Source organism: Mycobacterium sp. D16Q16, from assembly GCF_002013745.1.
GTDB lineage: Bacteria > Actinomycetota > Actinomycetes > Mycobacteriales > Mycobacteriaceae > Mycobacterium.
Window position 1 is genome coordinate 97,858 of sequence record NZ_MAEY01000004.1, and the last position, 14,321, is coordinate 112,178.

The following is a 14,321-nucleotide window of genomic DNA, read 5'->3' on the forward strand; positions in this document are numbered from 1 at the left end:
CGTCGCGGGTGCCGACACGACGTCCAACCGATCGCCATCTAGCACTCTATACATGAGAGTGCTAGCGCTCAAGGCTGGGTTCTGGTTACCCGCTCAGAGTCTCGGGATCCATGAGCAGATGTGCCGACACATCGCCGATCATCTCGACATCCACCCGGCGCGAGCTGAAGTACCAACCCCGCTCGTCCCGGGCGAATGTGTCCCGATATCGGCCCACGACGATCGGCTGCAGCGGCAGCTGCTCGGTGGCCTGCACCACGCAAAACGTCGATCGGGCCGAGGCTGTGCCGTCGTCGGTGACCTCGACGATCGGGTTGAGCACCAGATGCCTGGTGCGCGGTGTGCCGCCGGTCTCGCGGTAGCGGCGGGTGGTGGTGAAGAAAAGTTTGGTGATGGCCGAGGCGCCGGAGACGCTCCCCTGTTCCCCGCCAAAGGAGCCGCGACCAAGGAGCTCACCGACCCCGTCGAAATCGCCCGCGTCCATCAGCTCGGCGTACCGGTACAGCAGATCGGTGATGGCAAGGCGGTCCGCGACGCTTGTCACCGCACCTGGCCCCGGACGACCGGCAGCCCCGGATCCACAGCAGCCTGTAGCGAGGACGGCTGCGCCCCCGCCGCCACCAAGTGCGCCGCGAAGGAGGCGATCATGGCGCCATTGTCGGTGCACAACCGCAACGGCGGCACACGAAGCGTCAGGCCTGCCTCGGCGCACCGCTGCTCCGCCAGCTCACGCACCCGCGAGTTGGCGGCCACACCACCGGCGATCAGCAGCGTCGTCACCCCCAGGTCTGTCGCCGCACGCACCGCCTTCATGGTCAGCACATCGGCCACCGCCTCCTGGAACCCTGCGGCCACATCCGCCGGAGAGAAATCGAGTGCTTCACGGTGTTTTTCCACGTAGCGCGCGACAGCCGTCTTGAGCCCCGAGAAACTGAAGCTATGTCTGTCGTCGCGCGGCCCCGTCATCCCGCGCGGAAACGGAACCGCCGACGAATCACCTTGCCGGGCAAGCTCGTCAAGCGCCTTGCCGCCCGGGTATCCGAGACCGAGGAGCCGGGCCACCTTGTCGTAGGCCTCACCGGCGGCATCGTCGACCGTGGCACCGAGTTCCTCGATCGGCTCGGCGAGCGACCGCACGTGCAACAGACTGGTGTGCCCTCCCGAGACCAACAGCGCCACGCATTCGGGCAGCGGCCCGTTCTCGTAGACATCGGCGGCAATGTGTCCGCCCAGATGATTGACGCCGTAGAAGGGCAGCCCCCAGGCCAGTGCCAGCCCCTTGGCCGCCGAGACCCCGACGAGGAGCGCCCCCGCCAATCCCGGCCCGATGGTCGCGGCGATCACGTCAGGCTTCTGCACCCCCGCGATATCCAACGCGCGCCGGGCAGTGGCACCGAGCGCCTCCAGATGAGCGCGGGATGCGATCTCGGGCACCACCCCACCGAAACGTGCGTGCTCGTCGACGCTGGAGGCCACCTCGTCGGCCAACAGCACCACCGACCCGTCCGGGGTCAGCTCGGCGATACCCACTCCGGTTTCATCGCAGGAGCTTTCAATGGCGAGGATGACTGTCATGGCAGCATCAGCCTATTTCACAGCACCGTGCGCAGGGCGTTTCATGGTAAAGGCGTCTGCCCCACTGCCTGGGTAGTACCGCTTGCGCACGCCGACGGTCTCGAATCCAGTGCCGTGATAGAGCGCGATCGCGGCCTCGTTGTCGGTGCGCACCTCCAGGAACACTGGCCCTGGGTCCCGGTCGGCATGCGCGAGCAACGCATCCAGCAGACGCCGTCCTATCCCCTGCTTCTGATAGGCGGGATCGACGCCGATGGTGTGAATCTCGTACTCCGGTTCCTGATGTCCCAACCGGGAGATGCCGCCGTATCCCACCACCGTGTACCCGTCCCTGGCCGCCAGGTAGTAGATGTGGGTGGATGCGAGCTCCGTGCGGAATGCCGACTCCGGCCACGGGTCGTCACCTGCGAACAGAACCGCCTCGAGTTCGGCGCATCGACGAGCATCGCGCCGGCGAAGCGGCTTGAGCACGACCGTCATCGACGTGGTTCTTTGGCATCGGGGCGGCGCAGATACAGCGGAGTAAGAGCACCCGGGGGCCGGCCCCAGTCCACCGCCTGCACCAGCCTGGACGGCGACGGGTACTGACGGTCGAGCACCGGGAGGTCGAAAAGCACTGTGTGGTCCGGTGATCCGGCCACCCGGGTGAATCCCTCTGACGACACGGCTGCGGGCGCATCGACGGCCGGGCCGCTGATGCGTGTGCCGTCCCGATAACCGGCCCAGTACACCTCACGCCGGCGCGCGTCGGTGACGACGAGAACGCTGCCGCTGGTGCCGTGGCCGATGGCGTCGAGCGTGCACACCGGGTACACCGGAATATCCAGCGCCAGGCCCATGGCCGATGCGGTGGCCATGCCCACGCGCAGGCCCGTGAATGGACCCGGGCCGCAACCCACCACGATCGCGTCGAGCTCGCCCACCGATACGCCGGCGTCCACGCAGGCCGCACCGATGTTGGGCGTGAGCGCCTCGGCATGCCCCTTGGCACCCATGGTGATTCGCTCAGAAAGGGCGTCCACCGATCCATCTGGCGCGCGTCTGACAAGGCCCGCCGTGATGGCAGGGGTGGCCGTGTCCACGGCGAGTATCACGCTCATGGCTCACGGCTCCAATGCCAGGTTGCGGTGCGCTCATCGGAGTCGGCCGCGCGCTCCAGCCGGATGTCCAGATGGTGTTCCGACAGTCGCTCCGCAAGCCCCTCTCCCCATTCGACGACCACCACCGAATCGTCGAGGTCGGTATCGAGGTCCAATGAGTCGAGTTCACCGATCAGGTCGGCACTCTGATGTTCCAGCAATCGGTAGACGTCCACGTGCACCAGCGCCGGGGCCCCTGGGCGGCGCGCCTCATGAACCCGCGCGAGCACGTAGGACGGCGAGGTTACCGGGCCGTCGACATCCATGCCCTGCGCAATCCCCTTGGTCAACGCCGTCTTTCCGGCCCCGAGAGGCCCACTGAGCACCACGACATCGCCCGCGGCGAGGTCGCGTCCGATCCGCGCACCGAAATCCAGCGTGTCCTCCAGCGTCGGCAAGGCGACGCTTCCCGACTCATCGATCACAGCCCGGTCCGATCACGCAGACGCTGTTTGATCGCGGCGAAGAGTGTTGGGGTTGATCGCCTGACTAGCCGATCAATGCCGTCGTTGACGATTCCCGGATGCTCCAGCTGCACCAGATGTCCCGATTCGCGCACCAGGATCAGCTCATCGAGTCCACGTGTCCCCAATTGCGCTGCCATGGACTCCGATTGGACCTGCGGGGTCAGCATGTCCGTATCGCCGCACACCACCAGACTGGGCAGCGGCGCGATGGTTGGCAGCGCCGCGGTCTCATCGTGCTCCTCCAGTGCCCGCAGAAAATCCACGATGGTTGTGACGGGTGTCTGATGGATCATCCGCTCGCTGAACTTCACCAGCGTAGGGCTCACCCGCTGGCCGCCATACGAGGCGGCCTGCAGCACCGGACCAACGAGTGACTTGACCGCGCCGCGGCCGTGGTGGGCGGGACGCGGCGCGTAATGAACGGCCGTCCGCAGGACACGCAGTGCCGGATTGCGCAACCCCTCGCCAATCGCCGTGTGCGAAAGACCTTCGGCCGCACTGGCGATCAACCCGACACCGACAATTCTGCGGCCATACTGCCCGGGATGGCGACCGGCGTGCGCGAGGATAGTCATGCCGCCCATCGAATGCCCCACCAGAACCGCATTGCCCCGGGGCACCAACACCCGCAGCACCGTTTCGAGGTCATCGCCGAGCTGTCTGATGGTGCACGACTTCGGGGCAGGAAGACCCGAACGCCCATGTCCGCGTTGGTCATAGAAAACCATCCGAACCTGGTCGCCCCAGCGGTCGGCGAGCTCGCGGCGCTGGAAATGAAAGGACGCCATCTGCAGACAGAATCCGTGTACGAACACGACGGTCAGTGGCGCATTCGACGGGCCTACCTCGCGAACCGCGAGCGGCACACCGTCATCGGTCATCACGATGCTGCCGCGATCGGTCTCCAACAGGTCGAAGTCCTCATCGCGGTAGGGATCGTCGAACCTGCGCCGACCGATCGAGCGCGCGGTGCCCACACCGGCCACCGTGACCACGGCACCGAGCCCTGCCACGCCGGCCAGCCAGGCGTTCGACTTACTGCTCAACGGACCTGGAATCCCGGTAGGTCCGCACGACCCTGCCCCGCGGGCAGGTGACCACCTCGTAGGCGATGGTGTCGAGCAGCTGCGCCCAGTCCTGCGCGGTCGGCTCTCCGTCCACGCCCGGCCCGAAAAGTGTTGCGACATCGCCCGACTTCACCCCGGCCTCGTTGTCGCCCAGATCAACCACGAACTGGTCCATACAGACGCGTCCGATGTTGGGGTAGCGGCGCCCACCGATGGCCACCTCGAAGCGGTTGCCCAGTCCGCGGATCACACCGTCGGCGTACCCGATGCCGACGAGCGCCGCGTTGGTGTCATGCGGAGCCGTCCATACGTGCCCGTAGGACACGCCCTCACCGGCCCGCACCGGCTTCACCGACGACACCGCACAGGTCAGGGACATCGCCGGGATCAAGCCAAACGACTCGTCACCCGGGCCGGATGTCGCCGACTGCGCGGCTCTCGGCATCGGGCTGATGCCGTACAGCGCGATACCCGCGCGCACCATGTCATATCGGGCATCGGGCCGGGTCAACATGGCCGCCGAATTCGACAGGTGCGCCACCTCGTAACGCAATCCCAGACCACGCGCCAATTCGAGTGCCTCGTTGAACCGGCCGATCTGCGTGTCGATGGTGGGATTACCGGGCTGATCGGCATATGCGAAATGAGACATGATGCCGCGCAATCGGACTGACTGCTCGGCCTGCGCCTTCGCCACGGCCTCGAAGAGGTCGCGGGTGTACTCGGCCGGTACCCCATTGCGATTGAGTCCGGTATCCACCTTGACGGTCGTGATGGCCTGACGCCCGGTCGTTCGGGCGGCCTCGAGCAGCTCATCGAGCTGCTCGAGAGAGGACACCGCGACCTCGACATCAGCCGCCAGAGCGGCGGCGTAGTCGGCGCCCGGCGCATGCAGCCAGGCAAGCAGTGGCGCGTCGATCCCGCCCGCGCGCACCCGCAGCGCCTCGCTGATGGTGGCGACACCCAGCTCGTCGGCTCCGGCGGCGAGTGCGGCACGGGCCACCTGCACCGCTCCGTGCCCATACCCATCGGCCTTGACGACCACCATGAGCCGCGCCGGACCGGCGTACTCGCGCAGCAACCGAACGTTGTGCGCGATGGCGCCGAGGTCGATGACGGCCTGGGCCGTGGTCTCCCCCCTGTTCGGCGGGAGACCGGCTGCTGTCTGCGGAATTTTTGTCACCGCCGCTATTGTCCCATCACCCCGCTAGTGCGCGAACGGCTGCACCGCGTCGAAGTGCCCGTTCGGTTTCAGCTCGTCAAGCCCCTTCAGCACGGTGACCAGGTCGTCGCGCAGTGCCCGGGCAAGGTCACCCGAGAAGCCCTCGCGCACCACCACCCGCAGCACCGCGATATCGGTGACGTCCTCGGGCATGGTGTAGGCCGGCACCTGCCAGCCGAAGGCCCGCAGCGAATGCGAGATATCGAACTCGGTGTACGGGCGCTCGCCCTTGAGCCGGAACGACACCACGGGGATCGCCGAACCGTCGGTGATCACCTCGAAGTGCTCACTCTTGCTCAGCTCATCACCGAACCAGCGGGCAGTCTCGGACAAGCAGCGCATCACCTGTGCGTATCCGGCCCGGCCGAGTCGCAGGAAGTTGTAGTACTGCCCCACCACCTGATTACCCGGCCGGGAGAAGTTCAGGGTGAACGTCGGCATGTCACCACCGAGGTAGTTGACCCGGAACACCAGCTCTTCGGGCAGGTGTTCCTTGCTGCGCCACACCACGAAACCGATTCCGGGATAGGTCAGGCCGTACTTGTGCCCGCTGACGTTGATCGACACCACCCGGGGCAGCCGGAAGTCCCAGTGCACTTCAGGGTGCAGGAACGGCACCACGAAACCACCGCTGGCGGCATCGACGTGCACCGGCACATCGGGCTTGCCGGGCGTGGCCGCCAATGTGTCCAGGGCCGCGCAGATCTCGGCGATGGGCTCCAGCTCACCGGTAAAGGTGGTGCCGAGGATGCCCACCACCCCGATGGTGTCGTCGTCCACCGCACCGAGCACTTGCTCGGGCGTGATGACGTACCGGTCCTTCGCCATCGGCAGGTATCGCGGCTCGACATCGAAGTACCGGCAGAACTTCTCCCACACCACCTGCACGTTGGAACCCATCACCAGGTTCGGCGTGCGTCCCTTCCAGCCGTTCCCGTCGGCGCCGCCCACCTTGGCGCGCCAGCGCCACTTGAGCGCCAGCCCGGCGAGCATCACCGCCTCACTCGACCCAATCGTCGACACCCCAACCGCCGACGACGGATCCTCGGCCGACAGGTCATCGGCGTGGAACAGATCGGCCACCATGGCCACACATCGCGACTCGATCGCGGCGGTCGCCGGATACTCGTCCTTGTCGATCATGTTCTTGTCGAATGTCTCGGCCATCAGCTTCTCGGCCTCGGGATCCATCCACGTCGTCACGAAGGTGGCCAGGTTCAGCCGGGAACTGCCATCGAGCATCAGCTCGTCGTGAATGAACCGATAAGCGGCCTGCGGGTCCATTGGCTCGTCGGGGAGGCGCAGCGCCGGGATCGGAGCCGTCGACAACCGGCCGGTATAGGCGGGGCTGAAGGACGAGGCGTTGATCTTGCCGGCGTGGGCCGAGAGGCTGAACTGATCGCGGGGATTCGACATAAGCCGATTCTCACCCTATTTCGGCGATCGCCCACCGCAGATGTCCAAGAAGACGGGAAGCCGAGATAGGGGCCGTGCCCGGACCCGGATCCGCCGCAGCGGCGGCAGCCGCTCGAGCATGCACGTAGGCACCCATCGCGGCGGCCTTGTCCGCCGGTACTCCAGCGGCAAGCAGGGCACCGATCACACCCGAGAGCACGTCACCCGAACCCGCCGTCGCGGCCCACGATCCGTACGACCGATTTACGTATGCAGTCCCGTCCGGCTGCGCGATGACGGTCACGTTCCCCTTGAGAAGCACCGTGGCGCCCAGTTTCACCGACAGCGACCGCGCCGCGCCGATTCGGTCGGGGCCGGGCAGCACACCTGCGAGCCTGCGGTATTCACCGGCGTGTGGGGTCAGGATCGTGGCCGCCTCGCGCGATGCCACCAGATCCGCCAGCTCGGGGTGCTCGGCGAGGATCGTCAGGGCGTCGGCGTCGACGAGTACGGGCAAGCCGCCCGACAGCACCCGCCGCAATGTTCGCGTCTGGCGCTCGCCGGTTCCGTATCCGGGACCGATCACCCAGGCCTGTACCCGACCGGCCGCCTCTTCCGTCTGGGTGGCAATCACCTCCGGCCAATGCGAAACCACCTCGGCAGCAGCAGATCCGGCATATCGGACCATCCCGGCCGTCGCGGCGACGGCGGCACCCGTGCACAAGATGGCCGCCCCGGGGTAGGTATGTGATCCCGCCAGCACCCCCGTGACGCCCTGCGTGTACTTGTCGTCGGCCGGTCCGGGTACCGGCCACGCGACCGACACATCCTCGGCATCGAGTTCCCGGATCGCCGTCGCGGGCAGATCGAGCCCGATGTCGATCAACCGCACGACACCACAATCACCCAGGGCATGAACGGGTTTATAGCCACCGAACGTCACGGTGACCGCGGCACGGAAGGCCGGGCCGTCCACCATCCCGGTGTGCACGTCGACGCCGCTGGGTATGTCCACCGCGATCACCGGAATGCCCTCGGCGTTGGCCTGCTCGGCGATCTCGGCGGCGCCCGGCCGCAGCGGGCCGGTTCCCGAGATTCCCACCACACCGTCGACAATCAGATCGGTCTCGCCGGGTACCGCGGACACCACCCGGCCGCCGGCCTTGCGGAAGGCGGTCAGGCCGGCGTGATGGGCCCGGTCCGGATTCAGCAGCACCGCACTGGCGGCGACCCCACGTCGACGCAGGAAGGTCAACGCCCACAAGGCGTCTCCTCCATTGTCGCCGGAACCCACGATCGCGCACACACGTCGCCCGGCTACCACTCCGGCCCGGCGTGACAGCTCGTCCGCGACGACCGTGGCCAGTCCATACGCCGCGCGCCGCATCAAAGCTCCCTCGGGCAGCGCCGCCAACAGCGGCGCCTCGGCCTCCCGAATCTGCTCGGCGCTGTAGTAGTGCCTCATGAACTGTGGGCTCCCCTCGCTCCCCCGTCGATGTCGTCGAGGAACTGGTGGGTGGCATCGGAAATCCGCTCCGGGAACTCGCCGTTGAGTGCATGCGAGGCGTCGTTCCACCGCAGGATGCGCGCGTGCGGCAGCAGCAGCGCCCGGGCCGCGGCCCGCTTGGGGCGGTGCACGATGCTGCGCCCCGCGATCACCGCCAACACAGGCAATCTCAACCCTCGGAGCTGCTCGTCGGTAAACGGTCGCGGCACGGGGAGATACATCGCGAAATCTCGCATGCCGGAGGAAATCAGCGCGGCCTCGGGCATCGAATCGTCGACCGGTACGCCGCCAGAAATCCAGCTCAACAAGCGATTTCGGAGCCACTGCGGCATACCGGGGACAACTGCGCCGAGGGATACCACAAGCATCTTCCAGGTGACCGGTGCGAACGTCATCGCTGGATCCAGCAGAGTCAGCGAAGCGAGCCGGTTCGGGTATCGGACTGCGTGATTGACGGCATTCCAACCACCAATGGACAGGCCGAGCATGTGTACGCGGTCGAGCTCAAGTCCGGCGAGCGCTTCCTCCAGCCAAGCAGCCTGATCCTCGGCACCGGTGATCGCCTTGTCTTGCACGCTCATACCGGCCTCCCCAAGCAGATCCAGGGTATAGACGGTACGCCGCGTGATCAGCCGATGCCAGGTTGGCGCGCCACATGGGGGTGGAGGCGTTCCGGCCGGGAAGCAACACCAGCGGAGTCCCCGGCACCGACCCAAATCTGTACGCCCGCACAGTCCCAAGCCGAGTGTCAATGTCGGCACCGGACATCACGGCGGGCAGGTCATCCATTCCGCGCAGATATGCCCGCACGAACCTGTCGAACGCCGCTTCATCGGTGAAATGCCCGACCTTCTCAGGGGCCCAATGCCTTCCGACGCGATGCACAGGTACCGCAACGGAATTCATGCAGACGGCCTACGGCTGTCGCTACTCGACGGTTACCGACTTGGCCAGGTTTCGCGGCTTGTCCACGTCGTACCCGCGGGCCTGCGCGACCGCCGCGGCGAACACCTGCATTGGAATCGTGGACAGCAGCGGTTGGTACAACGTCGACACCGCCGGAATCTCGATGAGATGGTCCGCGTACGGCCGAATCGTCTCATCACCCTCTTCGGCGATGACGATCGTCCGCGCGCCGCGGGCCTGAATCTCACGAATGTTGCTGAGCAGCTTCGAATGCAATAGCCCCATGCCCTTGGGCGACGGCATCACCACGATGACCGGAAGTCCCTCTTCGATCAGCGCGATCGGCCCGTGCTTGAGCTCTCCGGCCGCGAAACCCTCGGCATGCATGTACGCCAGTTCCTTGAGCTTGAGCGCACCTTCGAGTGCCACCGGATACCCCACATGGCGCCCCAGGAACAGGATGCTGGAGGACTGCGCGTACTGCCGCGCGAGCTCGGCGACCGGATCCATCGCGTCGATAACGCGCTGGATCAATTCCGGCATGGCCTCCAGCTCGTGGTACTCGCGTGCCACCTCGTCTGGATACTTGGTCCCGCGTGCCTGCGCCAAGGCAAGGCCCACAATGTAATTGGCGGTCACCTGCGCAAGGAACGTCTTTGTCGCGGCGACACCGATCTCCGGCCCGGCCCGCGTGTACAGCACCGCGTCGCACTCACGGGGAATCTGCGAACCGTTGGTATTGCAGACGGCCAGCACCTTGGCCTTCTGCTCCTTGGCGTGCCGCACCGCTTCCAGGGTGTCCGCTGTCTCACCCGACTGCGAAATGGCGACGACCAGGGTGCTGCGATCCAAAACCGGGTCGCGGTAGCGGAATTCGCTCGCGAGCTCGATCTCCACGGGCAGCCGTGTCCAGTGCTCGATGGCGTATTTGGCCAGCAGACCCGAGTGGAATGCCGTACCGCAGGCCACCACGAACACCTTGTCGATGTCACGCAGTTCCTGATCGGAGAGCCGCTGCTCGTCCAGCACTATCCGGCCGAGGTCGAAGTGCCCCAACAAGGTGTCGGATACCGCCGCCGGCTGCTCGGCGATCTCCTTGAGCATGAAGTATTCGTAACCGCCTTTCTCGGCGGCCGACAGGTCCCAATCGATCGTGAATACCCGGGCGTTGTGGGCGTCGTCGTTACCCGCGAAATCGGTGATGCGGTAGCCGTCGGCGGTGATGACGACAACCTGGTCCTGCCCCAGTTCGACGGCTTCCCGGGTGTATTCGATGAATGCGGCCACATCGGACCCCAGGAACATCTCGCCGTCGCCGATGCCGACAACCAGTGGGGTGGACCGGCGTGCGGCCACGATCGTGCCCGGGTCGTCGGCGTGGGAGAAGACGAGGGTGAAATGCCCCTCCAGCCGTCGCACGACGGCCTGCACCGACGCCACGAAGTCGCCGGCGGTATCTCCGGATTCGTACTGGCGCGCCACTAGATGCACGGCCACCTCGGTGTCGGTGTCACTGGCGAACTCGACGCCAGCGGCCTCCAGCTCAGCGCGCAGCGCCGGGAAGTTCTCGATGATCCCGTTGTGGACGACCGCCACCTTGCTGCTCGCATCCCGATGCGGGTGAGCGTTGCGGTCGGTGGGAGCACCGTGGGTGGCCCAGCGGGTGTGCCCCATCCCCGTCGTCGCGGCGAAGGATTCGCCGGATTCCGCGATCGCGGACTCCAGGTTGGCCAGCCGGCCGGCCTTCCGCTGCACCAGGAGACCGCCGCTGCCGTCGGCCAGCGCAACTCCTGCGGAGTCGTAGCCCCGGTACTCGAGCCGCCGCAGCGCCTCAAGGACGACACCAAGGGCGTCCCGGTGGCCGACGTACCCGACGATTCCGCACATAGCCCACCAGGGTAGTTCAGTTCCCGCTGCAGTCCGTAACGGCAACGATCCGCTACGGTCATGCCATGGCGAGTACCCGCACGCTATTCAAAGCCCTGACCCGCCGCGGTCCGCACAAGGTTCTGCGCGGCGACCTGGCCTTCGCGGGGGTAACCGGCGTCGTCTACACACCGGATTCCGGCTTCAATCTGCCTGCGGTGGCGTTTGGACACGACTGGCTGACCGGTACGGACAAGTATCGAGCGACCCTGGAACACCTCGCGTCCTGGGGAATCGTCGCGGCCGCCCCCGATACCGAGAAGGGGTTGATCCCGTCACACCTCAACCTCGCTGCCGACTTGGCCACAACGCTCGAGATTGTGACCCGGGTGCGGCTTGGCGACGGCAAGATCAGCGTGCACCCGACCAAGCTCGCGCTCGCGGGGCACGGACTGGGCGCCTCGGCGGCGGTCTTCGCGGCGACCCGGTCTCCGGCGCCGGCGGACAAGAAGAATCGGCCCTCGGGGGCTAAGGCCGTCGTCGCACTATTTCCCAGCCAGACCCAGCCACCCGTGGAGAACAGCGCGGCCGCGCTGGCCATCCCCGGACTGGTGGTGACGAGCACCGAGGACACCCAATCGCTGCGCTCGAATGCCCTGGCTCTGTCGCGGGCGTGGCCGGGTGCCGATCTGCGAAATGTCGCCAAGGCGAAATCCGGTGGGCTACCCGAACACAGCTGGCTGCGTAGGTTTGTCGGGCTCGGCGGGTCGAACCGCGCAACCCAGCGCAACACTCGCGCCCTGCTGACCGGCTATCTGCTATTCCAGCTGGCGGGCGACAAGCGCTACCGGGACTTCGCGGACGCCACGGCGGAGCTACCGAACACCTCGCTGCCCGACGTAGCCGAACTGGAGATCAGCGAGATCGATCGCGTGCAGTCGCTGCTGCGGTAGTCAGCGCCTCCACCGCTGCCAGCGGTACAGGTCGTCCTCGTCGAAATCGGACTCGTTCACGTGGACCTGTGTGGGCATCTGAAATTCATGAACGGATTTCACGGTTGTCGCGGGCATCTGTGCGCCGGGCAGGATCTCGTCGCGAGCCGCGTCGGCCTCGTCGCGCAGCTGGTCAAGCGTGCTCTCGAAATCCGAGACGATTCCCGCAAGTGCGTCGGTGATATCGATCATCGTCCGGCCTTGGGCAGCTCGTCGGCGGCAATCTCACACGGCGTCTCGCCCGCATCGGTCCCTGCGGCCTGAGGCCGCGCCGACGGGCTGGTGGGCCCCACCGATGGCACGGGTGACGGCTGCTGCGCCGCGGCAGGCTGAGGCTCGGGCTGCTGAGGCGCGGCGGCCGGTTGTTGCGCATGAACCGGTGGTGGGCTCATCGAGCCCGCGGGTTGTGCCCCCGGGAAGCCGCCGGTGGACGGAGGAACCGCACCCCCTGGCGGCGTCGTGCCCAGCGGTGCACCCGGGGCGGTCTGGCCCGCGGGGGTCAGTGTGGCGTCCGGCCCACTCGCCCCCGCCAACTGAACACCCGGGCCCTGCATCGGCTTGCCATCTGTGGCGAACGTTGCCCCCGCATCGGTGCGGGCCTCCTGGATCGCAGCGTCCTTGGCCGCCGCCATCTTGGCGTCCGGCTCCTTCTTGTCGGCGGCCTCGTCGGCTTTCCCGTCGATCTTGTCGTCGGGCTTCTCGTCCCCTGGTCCCGGCTCGCCGCCCTGCCCCATCTGGTCGAACGGGATGCTGGAGAGGCCCTCGGTGATCGCGCTGACAATTCCGCTCGCCGCCTGGCCGATCGATCCCAGGGCACCTGTCATGGCGCCGGTCAGGCCACTGACGATCTGACTCGGGTCCATGCCCTGCTGTCCTTGTCCCTGCCCGGCACCCTGCTGCCCACCGCCGGACATCTGGCCGCCCTGGGCACCCATCGCGGATGCCGGCGTGGCCGAGCCCTGCGTTCCGCCACCTGTTGCACCGCTGGAGGAACCACTGGCGCCACTGCTCTGGCCGCCGCTGGCGCCGGGCTCCTGCTCCCCGCCCTTGTCCTTGGCCTTGGCCCTGTCTGCGGGGTTCTGCTGGGGCTCGGTATCCGCGTCATACTCGGGCCCGAGCTGGCCGGGCGGGTTCTTGAACTCCGGAGGCAGCTCTTGCTTCAGCGCGCTGGTGAAGGTGTCGTACGCCTCGCCGCCCTTACCCCAGGCAAGCTTCATCGCGGGCAGCCATTTGCCCTCGATGTTCTGCTGAACATGGGGCCCGATCTTCGTCGCGTTGGTCTCATCGGCGACGGACTTGTCGCCAGTGCCGGTCTTGTAGGTCGCGACAGCACTGTCGAAGGACGCGCGGTCGGTGACCAGCCCGTCGACCATGGTCGACGCCTGCTTCTTCAGATCGACGATGGTCCACAGCGCTTCGCGCAGCCCATCCAGACCGGTGGATACCTGTCCGAACTCCTTGGTCACCGCGTCGGCAGTGGAGTTGTGTCTCCTGAGGAATTGGTTAGCGGCCTCCGAACCTTTGCCTTCCCACATCCCCATGAGCTGCTGCAGCTGCCCGTGCTGACGCTCGGCCGCGGCCTTCATGGTGGTCACCGCGCTCTTGAACAGCTCGAGATCCGCGCCGAGCTTGTTCAGATCCATGCCGGCATCCATGTCGTACCAATCGAACAGCTGACGCTCGTTGGCGGTGAGGTCCGGGTTGGTGATCGTGACCGGCGACTTCCCGTTTCCCCGGATCGCGGTGGTCGTGTAGTTCTGCGAGTTCGCGATCGCCTGGATTCCCTCGCTGCGCAGCGACTCGATGTCGTACTTACCGGCCATTGGTCGCAGCCATCCTGGCCTTGTTCTTGGCATCACGATCGGCATACCGCTGCGCGGCCGCACGGAGCTGCTCGGCGATCGCGGTGTTGGTGCGCTGCCAATTCTCCAGATGGGTGACCACCTCGTGCAGACCGTTCCTGACGTCATCACCCTTGGCGGTGTGCCACTGACCGGCCGATGCCCCGCCGAAGGACAAACCACGCAACTGCGTAATCGCTTTGTTCAGCTCATCTGCCACGCTGTCGAACTCCCCAGCGACCCCCCGGACACCAGCGACATTGATCGAGGTTTCTCCCATATTGACTACGACGGGTGCATACCAATTCCGGTTCCATCTTTTTTCGCCGATCTGTGGATCATGC

General features: G+C 66.5%; 14 protein-coding genes and 1 pseudogene. 1 reads left to right on the plus strand and 14 read right to left on the minus strand.

The window, feature by feature from the left end; all coding sequences use genetic code 11:
* Positions 1–85: 85 nt before the first annotated feature.
* The 11 genes and pseudogenes from B4394_RS04910 to glmS all read right to left on the minus strand — a co-directional run bounded on the left by B4394_RS04910 (position 86) and on the right by glmS (position 11,165).
* On the minus strand, positions 86–544 hold the full coding sequence (locus B4394_RS04910; RefSeq protein WP_078308614.1) for a nuclear transport factor 2 family protein: 459 nt from the start codon (positions 542–544) through the stop codon (positions 86–88).
* Complete coding sequence (tsaD, locus tag B4394_RS04915; protein WP_078314394.1) at positions 541–1,575, minus strand: tRNA (adenosine(37)-N6)-threonylcarbamoyltransferase complex transferase subunit TsaD; 1,035 nt, start codon at positions 1,573–1,575, stop codon at positions 541–543. The genes B4394_RS04910 and tsaD overlap by 4 nt, the downstream gene beginning before the upstream one ends.
* 12 nt (positions 1,576–1,587) lie before the next feature.
* On the minus strand, positions 1,588–2,055 hold the full coding sequence (gene rimI / locus B4394_RS04920) for a ribosomal protein S18-alanine N-acetyltransferase (RefSeq protein WP_078308612.1): 468 nt from the start codon (positions 2,053–2,055) through the stop codon (positions 1,588–1,590).
* Positions 2,052–2,675, minus strand: a complete 624-nt coding sequence (gene tsaB, locus B4394_RS04925; protein ID WP_078314396.1) for a tRNA (adenosine(37)-N6)-threonylcarbamoyltransferase complex dimerization subunit type 1 TsaB — start codon at positions 2,673–2,675, stop codon at positions 2,052–2,054. The genes rimI and tsaB overlap by 4 nt, the downstream gene beginning before the upstream one ends.
* A complete protein-coding gene (gene tsaE / locus B4394_RS04930) occupies positions 2,672–3,139 on the minus strand; it encodes a tRNA (adenosine(37)-N6)-threonylcarbamoyltransferase complex ATPase subunit type 1 TsaE (protein ID WP_078308610.1) in 468 nt (155 codons plus the stop codon). The genes tsaB and tsaE overlap by 4 nt, the downstream gene beginning before the upstream one ends.
* Entirely contained in the window at positions 3,136–4,227 is a 1,092-nt protein-coding gene (locus B4394_RS04935; RefSeq protein WP_078308609.1) for an alpha/beta fold hydrolase, read from the minus strand. Before B4394_RS04935 ends, tsaE begins: the two co-directional genes overlap by 4 nt.
* A complete protein-coding gene (gene alr, locus B4394_RS04940; protein WP_212566635.1) occupies positions 4,217–5,422 on the minus strand; it encodes an alanine racemase in 1,206 nt (401 codons plus the stop codon). The genes B4394_RS04935 and alr overlap by 11 nt, the downstream gene beginning before the upstream one ends.
* A gap of 33 nt (positions 5,423–5,455) precedes the next feature.
* Positions 5,456–6,886, minus strand: a complete 1,431-nt coding sequence (gad, locus tag B4394_RS04945) for a glutamate decarboxylase (RefSeq protein ID WP_078308607.1) — start codon at positions 6,884–6,886, stop codon at positions 5,456–5,458.
* A gap of 10 nt (positions 6,887–6,896) precedes the next feature.
* Positions 6,897–8,330 carry an NAD(P)H-hydrate dehydratase gene (locus B4394_RS04950; RefSeq protein ID WP_078314399.1) on the minus strand — a complete coding sequence of 478 codons (1,434 nt, stop codon included), beginning with the start codon at positions 8,328–8,330 and terminating at the stop codon, positions 6,897–6,899.
* A pseudogene (locus B4394_RS04955) lies at positions 8,327–9,278 on the minus strand (alpha/beta fold hydrolase). The gene B4394_RS04950 and the pseudogene B4394_RS04955 overlap by 4 nt, the downstream one beginning before the upstream one ends.
* Before the next feature lie 21 nt (positions 9,279–9,299).
* On the minus strand, positions 9,300–11,165 hold the full coding sequence (gene glmS, locus B4394_RS04960) for a glutamine--fructose-6-phosphate transaminase (isomerizing) (protein ID WP_078308604.1): 1,866 nt from the start codon (positions 11,163–11,165) through the stop codon (positions 9,300–9,302).
* Between the two features lie 65 nt (positions 11,166–11,230).
* On the opposite strand from glmS, the gene B4394_RS04965 reads away from it, so the two are divergent.
* Positions 11,231–12,097, plus strand: a complete 867-nt coding sequence (locus tag B4394_RS04965) for a dienelactone hydrolase family protein (protein ID WP_078308603.1) — start codon at positions 11,231–11,233, stop codon at positions 12,095–12,097.
* Here the strand turns inward: B4394_RS04965 and B4394_RS04970 are convergent, their stop codons facing one another.
* From B4394_RS04970 to B4394_RS04980, 3 genes are read right to left on the minus strand one after another with little or no spacing between them, the layout of a single operon-like run.
* Positions 12,098–12,328: a hypothetical protein gene (locus B4394_RS04970; protein ID WP_078314400.1), complete on the minus strand. Its 231-nt coding sequence runs from the start codon at positions 12,326–12,328 to the stop codon at positions 12,098–12,100.
* Entirely contained in the window at positions 12,325–13,959 is a 1,635-nt protein-coding gene (locus B4394_RS04975; protein WP_078314402.1) for a hypothetical protein, read from the minus strand. Before B4394_RS04975 ends, B4394_RS04970 begins: the two co-directional genes overlap by 4 nt.
* A complete protein-coding gene (locus B4394_RS04980; RefSeq protein WP_078314608.1) occupies positions 13,949–14,257 on the minus strand; it encodes a type VII secretion target in 309 nt (102 codons plus the stop codon). The genes B4394_RS04975 and B4394_RS04980 overlap by 11 nt, the downstream gene beginning before the upstream one ends.
* Between the last annotated feature and the right edge of the window lie 64 nt (positions 14,258–14,321).